Below are 24,538 nucleotides of genomic sequence, written 5' to 3' on the forward strand. Positions count from 1 at the left end.
TGCCCTCCAGATATTCGAGGCTGGCACCACCTCCGGTAGAAATATGACTGAAAGCCTCCTCGGGAATGCCAAGAGCACGCACAGCGGCGGCCGAATCGCCGCCGCCGACGACGGTCAGGCCGTCAATCCGGGCGATGGCCTCGGCCACACCCCGGGTACCCGCCGCGAACGGCGGGAGCTCGAACACGCCCATCGGACCGTTCCAGAACACGGTGCGGGCACCGCGCAACCGATCGGCGAACAGCGCCACCGACGCCGGGCCGATGTCGAGGCCCTTGCCAGCATCGGGAATGGCATCGGCCGGGACCACCGCGGTGACCGCGTCGGCCGAGACCTCCTGCGCCACCACCACATCGGTCGGCAGCACGATCCGGTGCCCAGCCTCGCCCAGCAGGTCCTTACAGGTATCGATCATGCTTGGTTCCAACAACGAGCCGCCGACGCCGTGTCCCTGCGCGGCCAGGAAGGTGAAACACATCCCGCCGCCGACCAGCAGAGCGTCGACTTTCGGCAGCAGCGCCCGGATCACCGCGAGCTTGTCGCTGACCTTCGACCCGCCCAGGACGACCACGTAGGGCCGGGCCGGGGAACCGGCCAGGGTCGCCAGCACCTCCAACTCGGTGCGCACCAGCGCTCCGGCGGCGTGCGGAAGCCTTTCGGGTACGTCCACGACACTGGCATGCGCCCGGTGGACAGCGCCGAACGCGTCGCCGACGTAGAACTCGGCCAAGCCTGCGAGCTCGTCGGCGAACGCGGCGCGTACCGCCGGGTCCTTACTCGTCTCACCGGGATGGAAACGCAGGTTTTCCAGGAGCGCGACCTCACCGTCGCCGAGCTCGGAGACGATCTTCTGAGCATAAGGCCCGGCAATGTCACCGCCGGAACCCCCGCCAGCACCCCCGCCAGCGCTACCGCCAGCATTGCCACCGGCGAACGCGACCGGCCGCCCGAGCAGCTGCGCGAGCCGCCCGGCAACCGGGGCGAGCGAGTACGCCGGGTCCGGCACGCCCTTGGGTCGCCCCAGGTGGGAACAGACGACCACCCGGGCGCCCCGGTCCAGCAGTGCCCGGATCGTGGGGACGCTCGCGCGCACCCGCCCGTCGTCGGTGATGCGGGGCGTGTCGCCGGAACGGTCCAGCGGAACGTTCAGATCGCTGCGGACGAGAACCCGGTGTCCGTCAACCGGTAGATCGTCAATCATTCTCACGCCGTTTGCTCCAGAGTTTCCAGAAAACGCGCAGGAGTTCTCCAACGTCCCACGTCAGCCCACCCGGCCCCCCCGGGTCGGCATGCGGACAACGGCCGCGGATGATTCATGATCGTGCTGCGGCCGTTACAGGCGTCCGCCGACGAGAGCGGTGAGATCCACCAGGCGGTTGGAGTAGCCCCACTCGTTGTCGTACCAACCGATGACCTTCACCTGGTTACCGCTGACCATCGTGAGCAGCGAGTCGAAGGTGCACGACGGCGACGTGCCGACGATGTCGGAGGAGACGATCGGATCCTCGGTGTAGACGAGGATGCCCTTGAGCGCACCGTCGGCTGCCGCGCGGTAGGCGGCGTTGACCTCCTCGATCGTGACCTCGCGCTTGAGGGTCGCGACCAGATCCGTCACCGAACCGTCCAGAACCGGTACCCGCATGGCCAGGCCGTCCAGCTTACCCTTGAGCTGCGGCAGGACGAGGGCGGTCGCCTTGGCGGCGCCGGTCGTCGTCGGGATGATGTTCTGCGCGGCGGCGCGGGCACGACGCAGGTCCGAGTGGGGGAAGTCGAGGATGACCTGGTCGTTGGTGTAGGCGTGCACCGTCGTCATCAGGCCGCGCTCGATACCGAAGGCGTCCTCAAGGACCTTGGCCAGCGGTGCGACACAGTTGGTCGTGCATGATGCGTTCGACAGGATAGTGTGCTTTGCCGGGTCGTACACGTCGTCGTTCACGCCGATGACCACGGTGAGGTCCTCGCCCTTGGCCGGGGCGGAGATGATGACTTTCTTCGCGCCCGCCTGGACATGCTTGCGGGCGTCGTCGGCCGAGGTGAACCGACCGGTGGACTCGACAACCACATCGACCCCGAGATCGCCCCACGGAAGGGCGGCCGGATCACGCTCCGAGAGCACCTTGATAAAACTGTCGCCGACCTTGATCCCACCGTCGCCGACACTGACCGGCTCCGCCAGCGTACCCAGCGTCGTGTCGTACTTCAGCAGGTGAGCCAGGGTCTTGTTGTCAGTGAGATCATTGACCGCAACGATCTGTACGTCGTCACGCTTACTCGCCGCAAGAGCCCGCCAGAAGTTGCGGCCGATACGGCCGAAGCCGTTGACACCCACTCGGGTAACCACGTCAGGGAACCCCTCTACGTCGTGTGCTTTCCGTTGTCGCAGTGAGCCTAACGACTTTGGACATCATCGGCCGGTATCCGGCCGGATCGCTGTTGGTCTCCTCACAGATCGGCGCCCAGCGTGTCCAGGACCTGCTCGCCTGGCTCTTTTTCCGGTTTTGGCGGGTTACCGGCCGACTTGATCCGCCCGCGAGCCGACCCCGATCACGGCCCCACCGCAGAAAAGACCCATATCTACACAGCGTGACTATTTTCAACGACGCCACCTCAAAGGCGTGGACACTGTCAGCTCCCGCCGCCGGCATCCGCGCTGGTCCCAGCCGGTCCCGGCTGGTCCGGTCGCGACGAACCGGACCACAGCGCCGCCCGGGCCGGCCCGGACCGGTGCCCACTTGATCGGTACGGGTCACGGGATCGGCCGACGCTCCAACCTGTTCGTTACACCGATCGCTTCGATAATGCAAATGTGCGGTCCGTGGCGCCGGTCCGTGACGCCGGTCCGTGACGCCAGTCCGTGACGCCAGTCCGTGACGCCAGTCCGTGACGCCGGTCCGTGACGCCAGTCCGTGGCGCCGGGCGACGACTGCGACTCGGCGGCTTCGCCGGCCCCGGGGCACGGGCACGGGCACGGCCGGTATTCCTGCCGGGGCGGAATCCGTCCGCGGCAATACCGTCCTGAACGGGATTTCACCGGACCGGTGCTGAAAAGAAGCAGATACGTCGGAACAGACCGGGAGTTCACCCGCGAGTGGCTCCGGCGATGGCGGATCGCCGTGCTCGTATGCGGTGTGTCGCGGTAACTTCGCAGTTCCCCGGTCAGCCGGCGAACCACATTCCGATGAGACCGATGTCGCCCAACTGGGAGTAGACGCATGGGCTTGACGCGCCCTAAGCTGCCAAACAGTTCAGCAACCGACCGCCGCTGGAAAACATGCGGAAGGGGGCTGGACGAGAAGTCGTTCTTCCCGTCTCCGGCCGGCCGATGGCGGCGCGATATTGGCCCTTTTCGCGCCGTCTTCGGTTCGGCCGGAGACTACATAAGCTCCTCGGTGGCCGGCTTACCGTGCCCTGGCCACCGAGGGTTGAACAGGTACCGGCGGTCCCCGCCTCCGTCCCCACTCACCCCACCGGGGTGGGGCCGTCGGTACCTTCCAGCTGGTGCGGCGGCACGAGTTACGGCGACAGCCCCCGGTCGTAACGACTTGTGCCGCCGCACCTCAGCAACTGACGAAGAACGCGGAAAGACCGAAGAACGGGGTAATGGCCGCATCGGCGCACCAGCCCGACCTGGCGACCCTGCCGGTGCAGGTTCACCTTCTCCACAGGCAGCTTGGACGAACAGTGAACAACGGCGTGACAATCCCTGCCGGACATTCATGCGCCCGACCCGACGATACCCGCTCAGGTATTTTCTCACCTCGCCGGAGGAGCCGCGGAAACCCGCTCGGACCAGACGGCCGTCAGCTCCCGTTGCCAGTTCTCGATTGTGAACGGTGAGCGGACGAAATGCCGCAACGCGGCCCGTCGGTCGTCCAGGGACGGCGGGAGGCTGGTCAGCGCCCGCGCGGTGTCAGCCCAGATCTCCTCCGCTGCGGACAGCGGCAGCATGGTGATGCCCGGCAGGAGTCGAGAGATCTCCCCGACGCCGGCCAGATCGCAGGACAGCACCGGGGTGGCCACCGCACAGGCTTCCAGCACGGCGCTCGGCAGACTCTCGTGGTGGGATGTGACCAGCAACAATGATGCCGCGACCAGCAGACGCGGGATGTCGTCACGCTCCCCGAGCAGCGCGACACGGTCGCGGACGCCGCGTCGGGCGGCGAGTGCGAGCAGCCGCGCAGTGTCGCCGGTCTCCTGGCAGCCGATGATCTGCAGGCGGCCGTCGACCCCACGGGCCTGCAGCGCGGCAAGGACGTCCACGGCGCGAGCCCGATTGGCGTTCATCCCGGGCCGGCCGATGTGCACCAGGGTGATCGGAGCCACCACACCCGCCGGCGCGGTCTCCAGCGCACGCCGCCGGGCCGCGATGGCAACGCCGAGCGGCTCGACCGCCAACCCGTCATAGATCACCCGACAACGCGGGTCGACCCGCCATTCCGACCGCCAGAGCCCCCGCATGGCGGTCTCGCACACCGCCACCAGATCGGTCGCACCGACGTCGATCAGACCTCGGTCGACCACGCGCGCCAGGCGTTCCCCGGCCGGACCGGTGCGTCGCCAATCCTGGCCGGTGTGGAAGTGGGCGACGCGCCGCGACACGCCGGCCACTCTGGCAAGTCCGAGCACAGCCCCCGAGGATGTCGGCACAGATGAATGCACGACCGAGGGCCGCAGCCGGCGCAGGAGTCGGATGAAGGTCAGTGGGAAGGATGGGCCGGGTCGGCAGTGGTACACCTCTCCGCCGAGCGCGTGGATTTCGTCATCACACGCTCCCGGCTCGCCGGCCAGGGCGCAGAACACCAACCGGAACTCATCTGGATCGAGCCTGCGCATCAGTTCGACGGTACGACGCTGCGCACCAGCCCGGTCCATGGCGCCGACCACGTGCAGCACCGTCCGCGGCGCTCCCACGCTCACAATCGCGACCCGGGCTCGGTCACCCGACGGGCGAACTCGACGTAGAAATGCCGGGCGCGTTCCTGGAGGAGCCGGGCACGATATCCCTCCGCCGTCGCCTTGTTACGAACAGACATTGCGGCCAGGCGCCCAGGCGAGACGAGCACCTCCTCGATGCGGGCGGCGAGCTGGGCAGGGTGGCCCGGGCGCACCAGATCCGCACCCGCGAGCAGTTCCACCGTGCCGCCGACGCTCGAGGCGATCGCGGGAACGCCGCGGGCCGCGGCCTCCAGCAGCACCCGGGGAAGTCCTTCGGTGCGCGAGGGCAGAACGAACAGGTCGGTCTCGTCGAACGCGGCGCGTATCCCGGGCCGGTCAAGCACGGTCACGAAGGTCACGACACCGCCGATACCGAGATCGCGCGCCCGGGCCACCAGAGCGTCATGGCAGCGACCGGTGCCGACAATCGTCACAGTGATGCCGTCGTCGCGTCGGGCGATGCGGGCCACCGCGTCCAGAAGCACGTCATGGCCCTTGTGGTTGTGCTCCTGGGAACCGATCGCCAACAATCGGGCGGGTGCCGGCGGGCGGGCGAGCTGCCCGCGGGGCCCGGCGCAGTAGTCACTCTCGTCCAGCCGGACCGTCGAATAGGACGTCGTGAACGCATCGTCCGGTGGCGGGTAGTCACGCTGTAGTACCCGACTCGTGACATAGCTGACCGCGACCGCGCCCGTGCGCTGGCGGGCGAACTGGCGCCGAGCCGGTCCGGCGGCCCACCCGCCGAGGATCTCCCCAGCCATGTTCGCCGGGTCACCGACCACCTCCAGCGCATACGGAATCCCGCGCACCCGCAACGCGGCGACCAGCGCGGTGCTGACCAGGCTCGGCATCCTGGCGATGTAACAGGTGCCGGACGCCGCCGTACCGGCCGGACCAGCCGCGCCGGCCCGGCTGGTCCGGCCGGCGTCGCGGCACACCCAGCCGATGGCGCGGCGCAGTGAGGGCAGGGCGCACAGATAGCCTCGCGCGCCGCGATAGTCGGTGAGCGGGTGGACGGTGACCCCTGGACCATCGGCCCGCTGAGTGCTGATGATTCCCTCGGTGATCTCGGCGTCGGTTTGGCGCGGGCCGCGCGACCAGCTCGGCGGCGCCGGCGCCGCCACTCTGGCGAGCACTGTGACGGAATCGAAGGCATCGAGGTAACGCGACCACATGGGATAGGCGTCAGCGGGTGTAGGCGATCGGATACTGCCGTCGGGCAATCGGTGCAACCGTGCGTCCGTCGCGACGACGACCCGCATTCCACCTGCCCTCCGTACCAGACCGGACCGGGCCGGAGCACTCCGGCCGGCACGCACATCCTCACACCCAAACTGTAACCTACAGCATTCGTAAGACCACCTGTAGCTACGTTACAGGAGCGTGATGTCGGCTTCGCCTTCGGCGGCTACCGCGGTGCCGTCGTGGCGTGCGGACCGCGGTGAGGGCAACCAGCACCGGGTGTCGAGCACGGCGCGGGCGTAGCGTGCCACCAGGTCCCGCCCGAAGGCGTCGTGATCGACCAGGACGACCACCAGGTCGGCAGCGGCCAGTTCCTGGGCGTCGGCCTCGACGAAGGTCACCCCCGACGGCAGGCACGAGTCGTCGACGTGCGGGTCCGCGGCCCGCACGTCCGCGCCGAGCGCATCAAGGAGCACGGCGACCCGCACCGCCGAGGACTCCCGCGCGTCACCGGTGTTCTTCTTGTAGGCCAGACCCAGCAGGAGAATCCGGCTTCCGTTCACGGCCATCCGACGACGGTTGAGTATTTCCACGACCCGCCGTACGACGTGGTCGGGCATGTTGTCGTTGACGTCGTTGGCGAGCTCCACGAACCGGAAGCTGCGCCCGAGGCTACGGCGCACCCGCCACGACAGGTAGGACGGGTCGATGGGCAGACAGTGCCCGCCGACCCCGGGGCCGGGGCTGAACCGCAGGAAGCCGAACGGTTTCGTCGCCGCCGCCTCAATGGCCTCCCAGACGTCGACGCCCAGCTCATGGGCGAACATCGCCAGTTCGTTCACCAGTGCGATGTTGACGTGCCGGAAGGTGTTCTCCAGCAGCTTGGTCAGTTCCGCGGTGCGCACGCAGGCCACCGGCACTGTCCGCTCGACCAGGGTGTCGTAGAACTCCCGAACGGCCCGCAGCGACGCCACGTCGATCCCCGAGACCACCTTCGGAGTGTTGACCAGGTTCCAGGTCGGGTTGCCCGGGTCGATCCGCTCGGGCGAGTACCCGAGGAAGAAGGAGCCCCCGGCGACCAGCCCGGAGAACTCTTCCAGGATCGGCCCGAACAGTTCGTCGGTGGTTCCCGGGTAGGTCGTGGACTCCAGCACCACGGTCGCCCCGGGCGCGAGGCGCGCACCGAGGCTGCGCCCGGCGCTTTCGATGTAGGACAGATCCGGGATACCTTCACGCAACGGCGTCGGTACCGTCACCACAGCCACGTCGAACCCGGCGGCGTCCTCATAGTTCGACGATGCGTAGTACCGGCCGCTCTCCAGAGCGGCGGCCACCGTCGAGTCCGGGACGTCCTCCACGTACGACTCGCCGATTCCCAGGCGCTTGACCCGGCCTTCGTCGATCTCGATCCCGACCACGGACCAGCCAACCTCGACCGCCCGCATCGCCAGCGGCAGGCCCACATAGCCCTGACCCACCACCACCAACTTTCCGCAACGACTCATATACAGATCGTGACAGACCTAACGCCCCCTGGAGGGATGTCGTGGCAGGTGTCGCGCCCCAGCAACAAGCAACCGCATTAGCAAGCGACACATCAACTACATTGAGTAATATTATTGATACTAAAAAACATCCAAGCCCGGACCCGAGGAGGGGCGGACGACGTGGCACTTTCGGCGACGATCAACCAACCGATCTCGTCCACGCCGCCCTGGCAGGTGCTGGTGGTCTGTACGGGCAACCTGTGCCGATCACCGATGACCGAGTATCTCGCCGTCGCGGCATTGCGGGCAAACCTTGGCACCGAGGTGCATTCGGTGACCGTCAGCAGCGCCGGAACACACGCCCGTAACGGCATGCCGATGCACCGGCATGCCGCCGCAGTCCTGGCAGAACGAGGCATCGACCCGGCCGGCTTCGCCGCGCGCCGCCTTGACGGCACGATGGTGAGCGACGCTTGCCTGGTGCTGTGCGCCGGGCGCGAACACCGCAGCTTCGTGGTGGCAATGGCGCCGAAGGCGGTGCGCCGTACCTTCACGCTCCGAGAGTTCGCCCGGCTGACCGCCGGCATTGCCTCCGCCGGCATCCCGGCACACACCGGCCAGGCGAACCCCTGCCCAGCGGAGGTGATCCGGGCAGACGGTGTCCGAACATGGAGAGACGCACTTGTCGCCCACGCGGCGGACCACCGGGGTCTGCGCCGGCCCGAGCGTCCCTCCGACGATGACATCGCCGATCCGATCGGAGCATCGATCGAGGCGTTCCGATCCTGCGCCGAGCAGATCAGCGCCGCGCTGGCGCAGCCGCTGACACTGCTGACCCGCGCCGTACAGATGAACACCTGACCCCCGCCGGCACACCAACACCCATGGTAATCATGGCCGGGGACAACCCGGTGCGGCTGGCCCACTGGCGTAACCAGGGGAGAACCTGGTCGCCATGCATCGGCCGGGAGACGAAGTAGCCCTGTACCTCGTCGCATCCCCAGGCCGCCAGTAGCGCCCATAGGCCGGTTGTCTCGACGCCCTCAGCGACCATCCGCAGTCCGAGCGTGTGCGCCAGGGCGATGGTCGAACGGACGATCTCCGCAGCGGTCGAGTCCCGTTCGACCTCTCGCAGGAAGGCCCGGTCGAGCTTGAGCTCATCGGCCGGTAGGTCGCGCAGGTAGGCCAATGAACAGTAGCCGCTGCCATAGTCGTCGAGGCTGACCCGGACGCCGAGCGTCCGCAGCCGGGCGAGCGTGCGCTGAGCATGTTCACGCCGCGCGATCAGGGAATCCTCGGTGATCTCCACACACAGCGCAGCAGGCGGCACACCCGCCTTACCCAGGGCGTCACGCACCTCGAACGCGAAGCCGGAATCGACGATCACGGATGCCGGAACGTTCACCGATACTGACAGCGCTGCGCCGCCGGCGCGCCAACGTGCGCACTCGTCCAACGCGGTCCGAAGGACGAGCGCGGTCAGCGCCGGCATCAGGCCCATGGCCTCCATGTCGGGGAGAAAGAGATCGGGCGAGCGGACGCCGTCGACGGGATGTCGCCACCGCACCAGCGCCTCCATGCCGGTGACGCAGCCGGTACGCAGATCGGCTTTGGGCTGGTACCGCAGTTCGATCTGCCCACCTCGCAGTCCCGCGCGCAGCTCGGTCCGCAGCCGCAGCCGGGCCGGGCTGGGCCGGACCAAGCCCGTGTCGTACACACGGTGACCAATGTGTGACTTCTTCGCCTCGCGTAGGGCCAAGGCGGCATTGCCCAGTAGCTCGCTGACATCGGTACCGTGATCGGGAGCTATGGCGATACCTACCTTCACTTCAAGTGGTGCCCGCATACCGGCCAGTACGAACGGCATTCCCAGCGCATCCCGGACACGGACCGCCACATGGTCGACCACCGTCCGTGCCTGTTCGCCGTCGATCCCACGAAGCAGCACGGCAAACTCGTCGCCACTGATCCGTGCGAGCAGGTCACCGGGCCGTCGGACCGCACTGATCCGCCGGCTCACAGCGACCAGCAGACGATCGCCGTACTCATGACCGAGGCCACCGTTGATCTCGCCAAAACGGTCGACGTCGATCAGCATCAGCGCCGTGGTTGGCCCGGACACCCGACCGCCAGGCGACAGGCCGCCGCTCCCGGCACCTACCGCTGGTGGCTTCGGGACGTCGGTGAGCAGGCGTGCGGCCTCCTCCAGAAACCCACGCCGATCGGTCAGCCCGGTCAGTTCGTCGATCCGCGTGAACTCACCGTCGGTCTGTTCCGCCCGACGCGCGCGGGTCCGCAGTACTGTCCGAGCGATCACAAAAATGATCGACAGCCACAGCAGGTCAACGACCCATACGGCAACTTCGCGGCGCAACATGATCAAGATCGGCAATCCAGCCATGATCGCTCCGATGGGCACCGAGGTCACCGGTGCACCGTGCCCAACACCGGCACCGGCACCTGCACCGGTTGGCCGAACGGCCCGGTGGATCCGGTCGGCACAGCCCGACAGGAGTGACGAGCCCTCCGCCGACGCAGCCGAGTGAAACTTCCGGTGCCGCGCCCTGTTCGCCGACATGAACATCGCAATCATTGAGCTGATAATCTCGCGATGAGCTCACTACCAGCGCGTTCTGTGCCGTTGTCAAGCATCGATTCCCCCGGATTTCGAACGTCCTGATTGTTCAGAGTGACCCGTCCGAGGGTAACGGCTTGCTCTTCCCCTATATGCGGCACTTCAGTCGCAGTCGATCAGCTTCGAACCCTGCTACCAGGCAGTTCCCGCGTATGAGCTCGGTCCGCGTCGAATACAACCACCGGAAGCCACAACGTGGTCCGTTTAAAAGCCAACACCGTGGTCGTTGCATGGGCAGGATCTCCACGGCCGCCGACCCCGGGTGTGATCAACACCGGATAGCGACCTACGGGTGGATCACTGCCGTGCAGTCGCCACGCCATGCAACAAAATACAGACCGTACTCATATGGCTACGCTACGATTCATCGACAGCAATCGTTGATGACCGTACTCCGCCCGGGAAGGTACTGCACCTCCGGAAGCCGTCGCCGAGGAGAAGCCCGTGTACGTCCCGCCTGCCGGGCGTCCATGGCCGAGGTGGATCGCCGCCATCCTTGTTCTTTTCGGAACAATGCGGTCGCCAGTTGGCGCCCCGGGCAGGTTTCAGGTCGCGCATGATCGTCTTAATCGAACGGAGGCGCCTCCTTGATGTTGATTCAGGCAAATCGACCACAGTTGCGAGTCGTGACCCCCTATGGGCCAGGTGGGGGCAGCTCCCGGGTGCGGATTCTTGATTGGCTGCAATGGCTCCGGCTGGATGCCGAGGTACACGATTATCTCGGCCGGGAGAATGCAGACCCCCGCGCGCTGGCCCGTCAAGCGCTAGCGGTTGCCAGCGCAGAACGGACCACACGTAAGTTGTGCCGGCTGCGAACGGATCGGCTGTTGCTGCACCGCGAGGCGAGCCCTTTCAGCCGCGGTCGACTTGAGCGGCAGCTGTTGTCAGCGGCAGACTTCGGAGTCTACGATTTCGACGACGCCCTTCAGTGGGACTTCGGCGACACCTGGATACGGCGTATAGTTCCGAAGCCGACGAAATGCATTGCCGCGGTGCTGGCTGCGGACCGGGTGGTGGCCGGCAATGATATTCTCGCGGACTGGGCATCCGGATTCAATCGCGATGTGGTCATGATTCCAAGTTGCGTAGACCCGGCGGCCTATATACGCAAGCACAGTTACATACTTTCCGACCCGCCCGTACTCGGCTGGGTCGGCAGCCCGAGCACCGAACGCTACCTCCGCCTCGTCGCAGATCCGCTTCTCGAGCTCCATCGCCGGACCGGAGCCCGGCTTCGAATCGTCAGCGCTGGCGCCGCTTCCCTTGGCTCCCTCGATCTCATGGTCGAGCGGATACCCTGGACGAAGGCCGCGGTCGGCCGACTTCTTGTCGATATGGACGTCGCCATCGCCCCGCTCGATAACGGGCCGTACGAACGCGGAAAATGCGCGTATAAGATCCTTCAATACGGAGCGTCGGGAGTACCGACCGCCGGATCCCCGGTCGGCGCGAACCAACTGGCACTCGATCGGCTGGGTGGAACAGCAATCACCAGAGCGGATGACTGGTTCGACGCGATTCTCACCCTTCTCGCCATGAGTGTCTCCGAGCGCTCCGCCATCGGGGAACGCTCCCGCGGCGCCGTCCAACGGCACTACTCGTTCGACACATGGGCATCGAGATGGCGCAGCGCGGTTGGGCTCGACCCAAACTGAACGTGACCACTGTGATCTTCAGCTCTTCGTCCGGTCATGACCGTTTTCCGCATCCGATCTGAGGAAATTTGAGAAGACACCCGATGCCAGATACCCACCTTTTGCAAGGCAGCCACTACCGTAAGTAGCATGACTGTCACAGAAGTTCCACACGCTGGGAGCTCCGGGACACAGACGTCGCAAACGGACACCGCCATCAGGCTGATGTTCATCGTGACCGTTCCCATGAGCGCCCGAATACTGCTCCGTGGCCAACTCGCGAACATGCGGAATCGTGGCTATTCCGTCACCTTGGTCTCATCGCCGGGCCCAGATCTATGGACGACCGCCCAACGCGAGGGTGTCAGTGTCGTTCCCGTACACATGGAACGCCAGATTACGCCCCTAACCGATCTGCGAACGCTACGCGAACTTATCCGCGTCCTGCGAAAAGAAAAGCCTACGATCACAAAGGTCGGGACGCCCAAGGCCGGGTTGCTCGGCGGGCTCGCCGCCGTGGCCGCAGGCGTACCATGTCGCGTCTACGTGCTGCACGGCCTACGACTGGAAACCGCTACCGGGCCGAAGCGGGCACTCCTGTGGGGTGCAGAGCGGGTGGCGTGCCTCAGCGCGCACCGGGTCCTCTGTGTAAGCCCGAGCCTGCTGCGGGAAGCGGAGCGGCTACGTCTGTTGCCCCGGGGCAAGGGTGTCCTCCTGGGTAACGGTACATCCAACGGAGTGGACAGCAGCCGGTTTGCCCCCACCGAGGAGCTCCTGCGTGCCGCCAAGCTGCTTCGCGAGAAATTTAGGATCCCCGAGGATGCCAAAGTAATCGGCTTCGTGGGCCGACTCACGGGCGACAAGGGAGTCGTGGAGCTGCTCGCGGCGCACCGAATCCTCCAGCAAAGATTTCCCAGCCTGTTCCTCCTGCTTGTCGGCGAGCCGGATCCGGATGATCCCCTGCCGGCCGGTACGGCTTCAATGCTCACCGCGCCGGGCGTGATCCAGGCAGGATGGTTGGCTGACACGGCACCGACATATCACGTGATGGACGTCCTCGCACTGCCCACCTATCGCGAGGGCTTTCCGGGTGTTCCCCTCGAAGCAGCTGCCGCGGGTCGCCCGGCTGTCACTACGAGCGCCACCGGTGCGGTCGATTCGGTCGTAAACGGTCTCACCGGATACGTCGTCGCGCCAAGGGACGCCACCGCCCTCGCTGACGCGCTGGGCCGATTGCTCGCAGACCCCGAACTTGCCCACCGGATGGGACGGAACGGTCAGGAGCGGGTCCGGCGTGACTTTGACCGGCAAGTAATATGGGATACGAACGATCGGCTCTTCCGGCAGCTACTCAAAGAACGGAACAACAAGCGGAGGGCCGGACCGACGATGAGGCGTGCACTAGAGAAATTTCGCGAGAAAAACATGAACGGAAACCGCTGAGGCGGCCGTGCCGTATCGGGTAGTGACCCGCTCCCGTCGGCATCCGCCGTCGCCCAACGCCTCTTTCTGATTCTAGCTTCAAGAAGGGGCCGTCTTTCGGCACGAGCGCGACCATCCGCAACCGGGTTCCAGATCAGTTCGTACGATACCTGAACGCAGCTCAAAAACTAATCGAGGTGACGTAATGAGGATTGTCGTGACCGGCGGCGCCGGCTTCATAGGCGCGAATCTCTGTCAAACGCTTCTCGCCCTGAAGGTGCCCGAGATTGTCGTGATCGACGACTTCAGCACCGGTACCTTCGAAAATCTCGAAGGGCTCCCCGTAGAAATCCATGACGCCAGCATCCTGGACCGCGTCGCGGTGGACAAAGCGGTCACACGAGCCGATTCGATCATCCATCTCGCCGCCCGTCCGTCGGTGCCACGATCCCTGGCCGATCCACTCGCCTCCAATGAGGTGAACGTATCGGGTACACTTAAAATTCTCGAAGCCGCACGACGGGCCGGGGCGCACGTGGTTGTCGCGTCGTCGTCGTCAGTGTATGGCGGCAACCGCAGACTGCCAAAAAGAGAGGACATGCTGCCTCGCCCATTGAGTCCGTACGCGGTCAGCAAGCTGGCAGCCGAAAGTTACGCCCTTTCATATGCGACCTGTTTCGACCTACCGGTTCTCGCGGTTCGCTTCTTTAATGTCTTCGGGCCCATGCAGTCGGCCGGACACGCGTACGCGGCGGTGATCCCACGGTTCGTCGAGGCCGCCGTAAACGGGCATAAAATACAGGTTCACGGCGACGGCCAGCAGACGCGGGACTTCACCTATGTGCGGTCAGTGACCGAGATTCTGGCCGATGCCGCGCTACGACGGATTGTTCACAACGGCCCGGTGAACCTGGCATTCGGGACCCGTACAAGCCTGCTAACGGTGATCAGTCTTCTTGAACGGATAATCGGACGTCGCCTGGACGTCGAGCACGTCGCATCGCGGCCGGGCGACGTCCGTGACTCGCAGGCGGATACCAAGATCCTGCGAACACTCTTCCCTGCGGCGACGCTGTACGGTCTGGAATCCGCTCTTGCCGCAACCGTGCAGTGGTATACGAACAGGCAGTCTGTCGACCGGGAGGTTCCTGCTGAACCGTCGGTTCAGATTGCCTCCCGCTGACGGCCACGAGAACCGTAAGATTATTTAACTGTCGCGAGCCGGACGGTGGGGAGGTCGTGATGCGCCACGTCACCCGAGCCGTCGCCGGAGAGCAGCATGATATTGGCGACGGCAAGAGGCAGATAGACTGCCCACATATGCCCCGGCGCCTGAAGGTACGGGTTCGAGATGTTCGCCAGGAGCATCGAAACCGCACCGACTGTGGCGATGACGGCCATGTCAACCATCTCCGGTCCGGTCGCGACGCGGACGGCGCGACGCATCGCGGCCACAGCAGACCCGGCAATGCCAGCCAACAGAAGCGCACCAACGAGGCCCGTCTGAAACAGCAGCATCAGGTACTGCAACTCGAAGTTCCACGGACGGGCGTCATTTCTCGAGTAACCCTTGATCACCGCACCGAAACCTTGACCGGTGACAGGCGACGAGGCCCACGCATCAAGCAGTTGCCGCTGTTCCTCGATCCTGATGGTGACTGTGGACGACGCCGCCGTATCCCCGGATTCCCCGACCACTATATTTCGCGCATCCCGGAAAGCCGAAGTAAAAGCGGCCGACCTGAATAGGCCGTGATTAACTCCCAGGTAAGCAACCACAATGATGGCCATGGCAGAAACGAGAGCGTACACCGGACGGTACCGACCTCGACTGCCGGATCTTCCCAATAGCCGGCTGCACGCCCAGAGCATTACCGGGGTCAGTGCCACATTGATGATGATGGCCTGGCGACCACCGACAAGCGTCGCGACCAGAGACGTTGTCGCAGCATAAATTCGGAGCCAGATAGGCGGCATGATCGGATTCGGGGCCAGAAAAAGCGAGGCCAGCCATATCGGCGCCGCAGCCGCCAACGTGGACAATCCAAGAAAGCGGATCTCGATCCCGCCGTCATTGAATCCGACCCGAGCGTCCGAGCCACTAATCACCCATTCCGGAACAAACTGTGGAATAACCCCTTTCTGGCCCCCGACATAGCAAACTATGACGGTTGAGAGTATCGTGGTGCCAATTGCGAGACTCAAAAATGTCAGCCGTAGAAGCCGCACGTCGTGCACACGGACAAACGTCCAGAAAACTACCGGCGCTACAAAGTAGACCAGGTATCCAAAAGTGAGACCTGGCGCATTGTTTATTGCTCCTATAAAACATCCAAAAGCGCCGAAAATAGCCTGCAGGTACAGGATCGGATGCAGGACCGGATGGATGCGACGCCGTTCCAGCAGACATGCTGCGGCCGCAACAATACCCATGGCAGCCAACACGGAAACAAGAATACTATTGTTCGAGACCGGCCTCAGGAGAACATATATGAAACACGCCATGCCGACCGATTTCACGAACAGCCCGACCGCTTTCATCGACGAATTCACCCCACCGGTCGCTGTAGCGGCTTACCGATTCTCCCGTAAACGTGGCGAACAAGCTCCTGATAATGCTGCGGTCCGTAGCGTACGTACAGGCCGAAAGTCCCGAGTGCTGTACGCGCAACACCGTCCATGAGGCACAGCGCATCGTAGGCACGAACCGACTGTCCGCTCTTTGCGTAGTACCATCGTCCGGATTCGTAGCTCCGCACCAGTGCGACCGTGGGATCCCGTTTAGCCGCGTGCGCCTCGGCGTGCTGGGCCAGCCAGTCGGGCCGCAGCCGTACTGAATAGCCATGAGAGTTCGCGCGCCAGCAGAGATCGATGTCTTCGTAATACATGAAGAATCTGGGGTCGAAACCGCCGAGGCGCAAGAACATCATCCTGGGAATCAGAAGAACCGCGCCCCCCACGTATCCAACGCTGACTGGCGGCCGTGGCTTGATCCGCAGCCACCGTTCCGCAACCTCCCGCGGAAGCGTTCTGCGCCCGTCTCCGTAATTACGCTGCAACTCGCCGAAGCGTCCGAGAAGTGTCGGCCCGTAAATTGTGTCGTCGGTCGCTGTCAGCTCATGCGGCCAATTCAGCAACCGTGCGTCCGGGTTCAGGAACAGAAGTAGATCGGCTGTGGAGGAACGGGCGAGGGAATTGCAGGCCGCGGCGAAACCACAATTGTCCTTGCATTCCTCCGCCCGCAGATCGAGACCGGCGAGATCCGCGCTCCGCCTCGCGGCGGCCAGGCTTCCGTCACTAGGACAGTTATCATGTACCGCGACGCGGGATCCCACCGGCAGATGCCGCAAGCTATCAACCGCACTGCCTACGACCGTCGCGCTCCCGTACGTCACGATACACGCCTCTACGATCATGTAATTTCTCCTGAGAGTAGGACGACCATCCCGGGATTCGCACGTGTCAGTCAAGAAAGATCGGCTCTGGCCGTTGTCGCTGCCCGGCGAGCAGGCCGCTTATTTGGCAACCCAAAGGCGGGTTTAAGAAAGGTGGCCTTCCGGTGTGCTGGCCTGTTCTTCCGGCCCACCGGAAGGAAGAGGTAGATGATCAGAACCAGGCAGACAACCCAGTTACCGAATGATGTAGCAAGGGTTACGCCGAACACTCCCAGTGAAGCGGCGAGTGGATGGATAAGGATTGCGTTGGCCAGCATGCCGCTCAGACTTCCCATTATCACCAGGCCGTACCGCCTCCTTGCCTGAGCCGCCCGAACTGCGACTACGTATCCTGCCATCGCCGGCAGGCCGATCGCATAGCCGCGTGCAGCGGAGACGACAATTCCTGCCTCGCCTTCTCCGAATGCACCATGGGCGAGCGCGATCGATACCAGAACCGGTGCAGCCGCTGCCAGAAGAATCCCGACAAGGGCCAGCGCGGACATGATCGCAGTAATTATGACCTTCAATCGTGCCGACGCATCGGTTTCAAATCCCCGTTCCCATCTGATAAATTTCGGCAATGCCCACACGGAGATCCCGCCGAGAATGATGCCGTGTGGCACCGTGATCAGTTTGTACGCATACCCTATTCCTGCTATCGTGCTCTGACCGATCCCCGCTCCCGCGCGCCGCTCGATAATAAATGAAGCCTGGTTCAGAAGCCCTGCCACAGCAATCAGAACGAGAGGTTTCCACTGTCCGGTCGGAGCGCTGTCCGGCGTGTATCGGAGATCGGATCGAATGAGCAGGACGCCCACCACGCAGGCGATTACCAGGGCTGTGGACCAGCCCAGATAGATTGCCACCCGGGGACTCGAGAAGGTGGCCAGGAAGACAAACGCGAGCACGGACCAGAGAACAGCGAGCCAGGCAGCCCTCATCAGACGCTCAGTCGCATTGAGCACGCCACCGACGGCACCGAGGAAAATCAGTGCACCGGATCCGGGCGCGGTCCAGCGGAGTGCGGTGGCGAGTTCGGCCCAGTCGCTGTGGGCGGAGCCCACCAGGACATGACCCAAGGGCCTGGCGAAAAAATACTGACCGGCAGCTACGACGACCGCGAACAGGAGGCCGTTCAACACGTAGCGTGATGCCACTGCTCGGTGATGACAGACGGCGGTCGTCGTGGCGATCATAAAAGCATCCGCCGCGACGATCACAATCGTCGCCTGTAGTCCCACAACGAGAAAGAAGGAGGCAACCGGCAATGTGGTTCCAAAACGATCTGCCATGACGACGTCGCGAAGAAATCCGAATACTTTCCCCAACAACACGACAGAGCTTATACCGAAAAGTACCCTCCAGACGCTAGTTCGCAGAATTTTTCGATAGCGACCGACACCGGGCTGCGAGCGCGCGCGTGTATCCCGGTCCCCGTCCCGTCGCTGCGTGGATGTCAAGGTCACAGTCGCTCCGCTTCCGCGGCGGTCGGGGGGGTCGTGCCCGGTAGACGATCTCCACCGGTACCGATGTTTTCGTCGCTTCCGAAGGAAGCGCCGCTGCTGGGGTCGCAGGCCCCGCCGTCGCCAGAATCATCGAAAGGCGCGAAAGGTATCGGCCCGGTCATCCGGATGGATGCAAGCGCGAGTTTCCACTCGTCATGTGTCGGACGATCCGTGTGCGGTACGAGGTTCCCCGGGCCACACAACCAATCCCTCGCCTTCAGCGCACCCACCGATTTCTCCCTTTGTTTATTGGCGGTACAATTACGGTGGGTACCCGTGGTACGCCGAAGATTTCACGAGGCGATGAAGTCCGAGCGTAGGGGATCGACCCACCGCGGTGCGTACCCCGACATACGCGACCAGCGCCGGGGTGCCATCCCGAACCTGGCGGGCACAATTCGGCCCCACGAGCTCCGGAAGCCCGGGGGACCCGCAGACAGCCCCGGATGAGCCGACGCCGCCCCGTCCCCCGAGCAGATCATCGACAGGTTCGAAGTCGACGAACGACCGATCATCGTGCGGCCGGGACGGCGACGAGCTATCGGCGTTAGGTCAGGCAGGGACAGGTACGCCGTTCCGCCAATACACCCCGTCTCGATCGATCTTCATCAGAGGCGCGTCGATTCCGCGAGCGTCCCGGAAATCCTCGACCGCCCGGCGGCAGCTCTCCATCGCACCATAATCGTCCACGATGACAAACCCACCCATAGACAGCCGTGGATAGAGGGACTGCAATCCGTCCATGGTGCTGGAGTACATGTCACCGTCCAGGCGAATTATCGCCAACTTCTCGATGGGTGCCGACGGAAGAGTGTCCTTGAACCAGCCCCGCAAGAACCGGACCTGGTCATCAAGCAATCCGTAGCGTCGGAAGTTCTCCTGTACTTCCTCAAGGGATACGGCGAGTTCGGACATCGTGTGGAGCTGGTCGCCCGCATCAGCCGGATATTTGTCCGCCTCAGGCGGTGGCAGCCCCTGGAACGAGTCCGCGACCCAGACGGTGCGGTCCGACACGCCGTATGCGCGAAGCAGACCACGCATGAAGATACATGCGCCACCGCGCCATACGCCGGTCTCAATAAAGTCGCCCGGCACTTTCTCCCGGAGGACCGTGCGCATACACACGTCCAGGTTTTCGATCCTTTTCGCACCGATCATCGTATGCGCGAACCGCGGCCAGCCGCGGCCGTTTTCACGCCAATCGGAAGGCGGTATCTGAAATATTTTTAGATGCCATCGGTCCAAAATCCGTTCAACTATTCGATAGGATGTGCGACGCGGATTCCACAGGTTGCCGTCCGCTGCATCCCAGAGGTCGAAGGTCACCGTCTGCTTAAGTAGGCCGATATACAGTTCGCGAATGTTGTCCGCTTGATCCATTTCTAGTCACCAACTTTCCTGAGACGATGTTCCGTTGGCTGGGCGGCCACCTGCCGGAAGCGCTGGGCCGGACAGCAGCTTCTGAGATGTCAGCCGCGCGTTTCAACCCGCGGCGCCGCCGATGCGCAGCTTGATCTCTACGACCTCGCTAGGGGGCAGCGCGGCACGTTCTGGAGGTGCCGACTCGGCTTCCAATACGTGGGCAGTACCCGCAGGCGTCGCCGCGGAGACGAGGATCGGTGCTGCAGTGACGGCGATGCAGGTGAGACTCATGATGCACGGTTAGTAACACTACTATAAGCAGTTGATCTACTACCGATAGGCAATCGCAAGGGGTGAGTTGGGATTCGACGGCGCCAGTTGCGGTTGACTTTGACACCGATGATCGAATGAGGCTGTTCGGACCGTCGCTGCGCGTTCCGTCGGCGGTGCTGCGGCGGTCGATCTCGCTTCCCCGGGTTACCCGCCGGCGTGGCAGCGGGCGTCCCCGGTGGCTATTCATGCTGTGGCGACGGTGAGTACCTTCTCGACGGCGTCAGCGACGTCGGCCATATCGCTCAGGTCGATGGTCGGATGGACGAGAAACGCCAGCGAGGTCTCACCGAGTTCGCGGGCCACGGGTAGCCGGGCCGGCGGGCGGAGGTCCAGCCCGAACGCCCGCTCCAGATAGACCTCACCGCAGCTCCCGACCGCGCACGGAACACCTTCTGCGCGGACAGCCTCGACAATCCGGTCACGGCTCCAACCGGCCCGCAACCGCTGCGGGTCGAGATAGGCGTACATGCGGTAAAAAGATGCTTCGAGGGTTTCCCCGTCGGGTGTGGGTACCCGCAGCGACGGCAGTTCCGAAAGCCGCTTCGCCAGTGCCGCCGCATTCTCCCGCCGACGTTCGATCCAGCTGGGCAGGTCAGGTAGGACGACTCGGCCCACAGCCGCGGCAAGCTCATGCATCCTGGCATTGCTGCCGAAGGACGTGTGGACCCAACGAAAACCGGATCCGTGGTGCGGGGTCGCGAGGATCTCGGGGTCCTTACCATGGTCCTTGTACGCCCAGACGGCCCGCCAGATCGCCGGGTTGTCGGTGGTGACCATCCCACCCTCGCCGGCGGTAGTAAGGATCTTGTCCTGACAGAAGGACCAGGCTGCGACGTCGCCAAGGCCGCCGACCGGCCTTCCGTCGTAGACGGCGCCGTGTGCCTGGGCGCAGTCCTCGACCACAGCAAGACCGTGCGTACGCGCCACACTCAGGAGCGGATCCATGTCAACCGGCCAGCCTCCCAGGTGCACGGCGATCACGGCACGGGTCCGCGGCCCGATCGCCGGACGCACCGTCGCGGTGGTGAGGTTGCCGGAATCTCGGTCGACATCGACGAAGACGGGCCGAGCGCCGACGGCGATCACGCAGGTTGCCGACGCCACGAACGTCCGGCTTGGCACCAGCACCTCGTCGCCCGCGCCGACACCGACGGCGCGTAGGGCAAGCTCGAGCGCGAGCGTGCCGTTCGCGACGGCTACGCCGTGGGCGACGCCGACCGCGGCGGCGTACTCACGTTCGAAGGCCCGCCCGTGCGATCCAGTCCAGTAGTTGACCAACCCGCTCCGCAGCACCTCCCCGACCACGGCGATCTCCTGTTCGGCGAACCGCGGCCAGCCGGGGAAAGCTGCCCGGCGGACGGGCATTCCCCCGTCGACGGCGAGCTGGGCCGTGGTGATGCTCCGCATGAAAGCTCCCGTGATTTCGGTCGAGGTTACATACCTGTTCGCAGGCTGCAGTGACGATTCACGTCAGGGAAGACTCGCGTCAGTGACGATTCAGCGGGGTATCCGCGGTGGCAGCATCGGTTCGCTGTGCGGGAATACTTGTCGTAGCGGTGTCGGATTCAAGGTCCGGGTTCAGGCCGCCGGCTCCGTACGTGCCGTCTCCCCGGACAAGGGTGACCAATGTGCGCGCGATGATCTGAAAGTCCAGCCAGGTGCCCCGGTTGTCCACATACCAGACATCAAGGTCGATGCGGCGTGCCCACGGAATCCCGTTTCGGCCGTTGATCTGTGCCCATCCGGTGAGGCCTGCCGGTACGTCGAGGCGCCGCCGCTGAAAAGGCGTGTACCGGTCCACCTGGCTGCGTACCGTTGGACGCGGCCCGACCAGACTCATATCATTTCGCACCACATTGATCAGCTGAGGCAGCTCGTCGATGCTGGTCGCGCGCAGCAGGCGACCCACTCTGGTGATGCGGTCGTCTTCGCGGTGTGTGACAAGACCGAGGCCTCGACTTTCCGCATCCACGACCATTGTCCGGAACTTCAACATTGTGAACGGACGGCCGTTCTCCCCGATCCGCTCCTGGCGGAAGAACACCGGACCGCCGTCTTCAAGGCGAATTGCCACGGCTGCGGCCAGCAGTAGGGGCGCGCACCCGACAAGGCCGACGACCGCCCCGGCGGCGTCCACCGCCCGTTTCGCCCGCCGACTGCGACGCTCATATCGGTCACAGCGGTCACAGCGGGTCGCCGTCGCCGTCGGTGTTGGCTGGGCCGTGGGTGCGGGTGCGGGTGTCGGTTCCGATACGAGGACACGACCCGGTACGTTCGCTGCTGGCGCGTAGGAGGGGCCGTCGGAGGAATGGGTGACGCTCATAATGCACGCACAGTAACACTACTGAGCGCGCTCGTACGACTACCAATCGGCGAAGGAGGCGGGTGTGGGCCACGGTCCAACGACGCTGGTCGTGGTCGGGGCCGGCGGCCACGGCCGGGAACTGATCGATGTCGTCGAAGCCGTCAACGCGGTCTGCCCGACCTACGAGCTGCTCGGGGTACTTGACGACAACGAACCCGACCCGGACAGGCTGCGCCGACGCGGGGTGCGCCATCTGGGCCCGGTGCGGCTCCTCGCCGAGATCGATGCGGCCTATGTCGTCGGCGTCGGCGCGCCCGCCGTACGCCGAGCCGTCGACTCGATGGCAACCAACTGGGGACGCCGGGCGGCCACGCTGGTGCACCCTCGGGCCGTCATCGGGCGGGACGTGCTTCTAGGCCCAGGCAGTGTGGTCTGCGCGCTGGCAAGCATCACCACGAACGTGCGGACCGGCCGGCACGTCCATCTGAACATCGGAGCAACCGTCGCGCACGACTGCCAGCTCGGAAACTACGTCACCCTGTCTCCGGGCGCGCATGTCAGTGGCACGGTCACGCTCGAGGATGACGTGACGATCGGCACCGGCGCGACGGTGATCCAGGGACTGACCGTCGGAATCGGTACGACGGTCGGGGCCGGCGCAGCCGTGGTCCGTAGCCTTCCAGCCGGAGTGGTCGCGGTCGGTGTACCCGCCCGTCCGCGGGCAGCGGTCATCGCGCAGCAGAACCCCGCGGACTCGTGATCCGTGTCGACCGCGAACCCCAGCTACTACTCCAGGTAGTCGCGCAGCTTCTGCGACCGGGACGGATGGCGCAGCTTCGACAGTGTCTTCGACTCGATCTGCCGGATGCGCTCGCGGGTGACCCCGAACTCCCGGCCGACCTCCTCCAGCGTGCGCGGGTGGCCGTCGGTCAACCCGAACCGCAGCTGGATGACTTTCTTCTCCCGGTCGGAGAGGGTGTGCAGAACCGAGTCGAGCTGCTCCTGCAGCAGGATGAAGCTGGCCGCGTCCACCGGCACGACCGCGTCGCAGTCCTCGATGAAGTCACCGAGGTGAGAGTCTTCCTCCTCACCGATCGGGGTCTCCAGCGACACCGGCTCCTGGGAGACCTTGAGGATCTCGCGCACCTTGTCGGGCGTGAGATCCATCTCCTTGGCGATCTCCTCCGGGCTCGGTTCGCGACCGAGGTCCTGCAGGAGCTGCCGCTGGATGCGGATCAACTTGTTGATCGTCTCGACCATGTGCACCGGAATGCGGATGGTGCGTGCCTGGTCGGCGATGGCACGGGTGATCGCCTGGCGGATCCACCAGGTGGCGTAGGTGGAGAACTTGTAGCCCTTGGTGTAGTCGAACTTCTCCACAGCGCGGATCAGACCGAGGTTGCCCTCCTGGATGAGATCCAGGAACAGCATGCCGCGGCCCACGTAGCGCTTGGCGATCGACACCACAAGCCGCAGGTTCGCCTCGACCAACTTACGCTTGGCAACCTGCCCATCACGCTCAATCGCCTCGAGGTCACGGCGCATCTGCGGAGAGGTCTTGCGGGTTGCCGCCGCGAGCTTCTCGGAGGCGAACAGGCCGGCCTCGATCCGCTTGGCGAGGTCGACCTCCTCCTCCGCGGTCAGCAGCGGAACCTTGCCGATCTCCTTGAGATACATGCGGACCGGATCGGAGGTCGGCGCTTTGAGCGCCAGCTCCTCCTCCTCACGGCGACGCCGGGCGAGCAGGTCGGCCTCGTCGGCGTCCTCCCCGCCCGCCTCGAGAATCTCGATGCCCTCGTCGTTGAGGACCTGCAGGACGGCGTCGGTCTGCTCCGGTGGCAGCTCGGCCGCCTGCAGTGCGACCGTGACGTCCTCGGTGGTGAGGAAACCGATCTCCTTGCCCCTGGTGATGAGGTCCTTGACCTCGTCCACCTGGGCCTCGCGCGGTAGGACGGCTGGACTGCTCATGGGCGGAATCTCGTCACTTCCTTCTCGGGATCGACCCAGGTTACGCGGCACCCAGGCCCCGTTCCCGGAGCTGGCGCTTGTGCTGTTCCAAGGCGATCAGCTCACCATATGCGCGCTTGAACGTCTCGGCGTCGGTCACGGGGTTGAGCCGCTGCACACGCGACTTCACCTCCGTGATACGACGGGTCACATGCAACTCCTGTATACGTGACATCTGCTCATCGACATACCTGTCGTCGACATCGTGGTCGCAGAACACGGCTTCGACGGCAAGCCCGGTGACGAACCGCCGCAGCTCGTCGTCACCGGCTGCCGTGGCCACCATGCCAACCC

The 24,538-nt window shown here is 64.7% G+C and carries 19 protein-coding genes and 1 pseudogene; 5 read left to right on the top strand and 15 right to left on the bottom strand.

The window, feature by feature from the left end:
- The 5 genes from U9983_RS16915 to U9983_RS16935 all read right to left on the bottom strand — a co-directional run.
- The coding region (locus U9983_RS16915; RefSeq protein ID WP_322754959.1) for a phosphoglycerate kinase at window positions 1-1,207 on the bottom strand (1,207 nt) is incomplete at its 3' end.
- A gap of 126 nt (window positions 1,208-1,333) precedes the next feature.
- Entirely contained in the window at window positions 1,334-2,341 is a 1,008-nt protein-coding gene (gap, locus tag U9983_RS16920; RefSeq protein WP_322754960.1) for a type I glyceraldehyde-3-phosphate dehydrogenase, read from the bottom strand.
- A 1,412-nt stretch (window positions 2,342-3,753) separates the two neighbouring features.
- Window positions 3,754-4,917 (bottom strand): glycosyltransferase, encoded by a 1,164-nt coding sequence (locus U9983_RS16925; RefSeq protein ID WP_322754961.1) that lies wholly within the window; start codon window positions 4,915-4,917, stop codon window positions 3,754-3,756.
- Complete coding sequence (locus U9983_RS16930; RefSeq protein WP_322754962.1) at window positions 4,914-6,197, bottom strand: glycosyltransferase family 4 protein; 1,284 nt, start codon at window positions 6,195-6,197, stop codon at window positions 4,914-4,916. The genes U9983_RS16925 and U9983_RS16930 overlap by 4 nt, the downstream gene beginning before the upstream one ends.
- A 111-nt stretch (window positions 6,198-6,308) precedes the next feature.
- On the bottom strand, window positions 6,309-7,622 hold the full coding sequence (locus U9983_RS16935; RefSeq protein ID WP_322750722.1) for a nucleotide sugar dehydrogenase: 1,314 nt from the start codon (window positions 7,620-7,622) through the stop codon (window positions 6,309-6,311).
- Between the two features lie 162 nt (window positions 7,623-7,784).
- Here U9983_RS16935 and U9983_RS16940 point away from each other — a divergent pair, with 162 nt between their 5' ends.
- Window positions 7,785-8,465: a protein tyrosine phosphatase gene (locus tag U9983_RS16940; protein WP_322754963.1), complete on the top strand. Its 681-nt coding sequence runs from the start codon at window positions 7,785-7,787 to the stop codon at window positions 8,463-8,465.
- Here the strand turns inward: U9983_RS16940 and U9983_RS16945 are convergent.
- Window positions 8,404-10,005, bottom strand: a complete 1,602-nt coding sequence (locus U9983_RS16945; protein WP_322754964.1) for a bifunctional diguanylate cyclase/phosphodiesterase — start codon at window positions 10,003-10,005, stop codon at window positions 8,404-8,406. The genes U9983_RS16940 and U9983_RS16945 overlap by 62 nt on opposite strands.
- 896 nt (window positions 10,006-10,901) lie before the next feature.
- Between U9983_RS16945 and U9983_RS16950 the strand changes: the two genes are divergently transcribed.
- The 3 genes from U9983_RS16950 (at window position 10,902) to U9983_RS16960 (ending at window position 14,478) form a co-directional block, all read left to right on the top strand.
- Entirely contained in the window at window positions 10,902-11,894 is a 993-nt protein-coding gene (locus tag U9983_RS16950) for a glycosyltransferase (RefSeq protein WP_322754965.1), read from the top strand.
- A gap of 213 nt (window positions 11,895-12,107) precedes the next feature.
- A complete protein-coding gene (locus tag U9983_RS16955) occupies window positions 12,108-13,316 on the top strand; it encodes a glycosyltransferase family 4 protein (protein ID WP_322750727.1) in 1,209 nt (402 codons plus the stop codon).
- Window positions 13,317-13,512: 196 nt separating this feature from the next.
- On the top strand, window positions 13,513-14,478 hold the full coding sequence (locus tag U9983_RS16960) for an NAD-dependent epimerase/dehydratase family protein (protein ID WP_322754966.1): 966 nt from the start codon (window positions 13,513-13,515) through the stop codon (window positions 14,476-14,478).
- Window positions 14,479-14,498: 20 nt separating this feature from the next.
- Here the strand turns inward: U9983_RS16960 and U9983_RS16965 are convergent, their stop codons facing one another.
- The 7 genes from U9983_RS16965 to U9983_RS16995 all read right to left on the bottom strand — a co-directional run bounded on the left by U9983_RS16965 (window position 14,499) and on the right by U9983_RS16995 (window position 22,069).
- Window positions 14,499-15,848: a hypothetical protein gene (locus U9983_RS16965; protein ID WP_322754967.1), complete on the bottom strand. Its 1,350-nt coding sequence runs from the start codon at window positions 15,846-15,848 to the stop codon at window positions 14,499-14,501.
- Window positions 15,845-16,711: a hypothetical protein gene (locus U9983_RS16970; RefSeq protein WP_322754968.1), complete on the bottom strand. Its 867-nt coding sequence runs from the start codon at window positions 16,709-16,711 to the stop codon at window positions 15,845-15,847. Before U9983_RS16970 ends, U9983_RS16965 begins: the two co-directional genes overlap by 4 nt.
- Before the next feature lie 50 nt (window positions 16,712-16,761).
- Window positions 16,762-18,066, bottom strand: coding sequence for a lipid II flippase MurJ (locus U9983_RS16975; RefSeq protein ID WP_322754969.1), 1,305 nt, complete (start codon window positions 18,064-18,066; stop codon window positions 16,762-16,764).
- Window positions 18,067-18,789: 723 nt separating this feature from the next.
- Window positions 18,790-19,617, bottom strand: coding sequence for a TylF/MycF family methyltransferase (locus U9983_RS16980; protein WP_322754970.1), 828 nt, complete (start codon window positions 19,615-19,617; stop codon window positions 18,790-18,792).
- Between the two features lie 102 nt (window positions 19,618-19,719).
- Window positions 19,720-19,890, bottom strand: a complete 171-nt coding sequence (locus tag U9983_RS16985; RefSeq protein ID WP_322754971.1) for a hypothetical protein — start codon at window positions 19,888-19,890, stop codon at window positions 19,720-19,722.
- 225 nt (window positions 19,891-20,115) lie between these two features.
- Window positions 20,116-21,339 (bottom strand): DegT/DnrJ/EryC1/StrS aminotransferase family protein, encoded by a 1,224-nt coding sequence (locus tag U9983_RS16990; protein WP_322754972.1) that lies wholly within the window; start codon window positions 21,337-21,339, stop codon window positions 20,116-20,118.
- A 79-nt stretch (window positions 21,340-21,418) separates the two neighbouring features.
- The gene (locus U9983_RS16995; RefSeq protein ID WP_322754973.1) at window positions 21,419-22,069 is read right to left on the bottom strand and encodes a sugar transferase; all 651 of its coding nucleotides are present in this window, start codon (window positions 22,067-22,069) and stop codon (window positions 21,419-21,421) included.
- A gap of 250 nt (window positions 22,070-22,319) precedes the next feature.
- On the opposite strand from U9983_RS16995, the gene U9983_RS17000 reads away from it, so the two are divergent.
- Window positions 22,320-22,997, top strand: coding sequence for an acetyltransferase (locus tag U9983_RS17000; RefSeq protein ID WP_322754974.1), 678 nt, complete (start codon window positions 22,320-22,322; stop codon window positions 22,995-22,997).
- 26 nt (window positions 22,998-23,023) lie between these two features.
- On the opposite strand, the gene U9983_RS17005 is transcribed toward U9983_RS17000, so the two are convergent.
- Window positions 23,024-24,205, bottom strand: coding sequence for an RNA polymerase sigma factor (locus U9983_RS17005; RefSeq protein ID WP_322754975.1), 1,182 nt, complete (start codon window positions 24,203-24,205; stop codon window positions 23,024-23,026).
- Window positions 24,206-24,245: 40 nt separating this feature from the next.
- Window positions 24,246-24,538, bottom strand: a pseudogene (locus U9983_RS17010) (DNA primase); the annotation flags it as partial.

The organism is Protofrankia sp. Cas3 (assembly GCF_963555955.1).
In the GTDB taxonomy this organism is placed as follows: Bacteria; Actinomycetota; Actinomycetes; order Frankiales; family Frankiaceae; genus Protofrankia.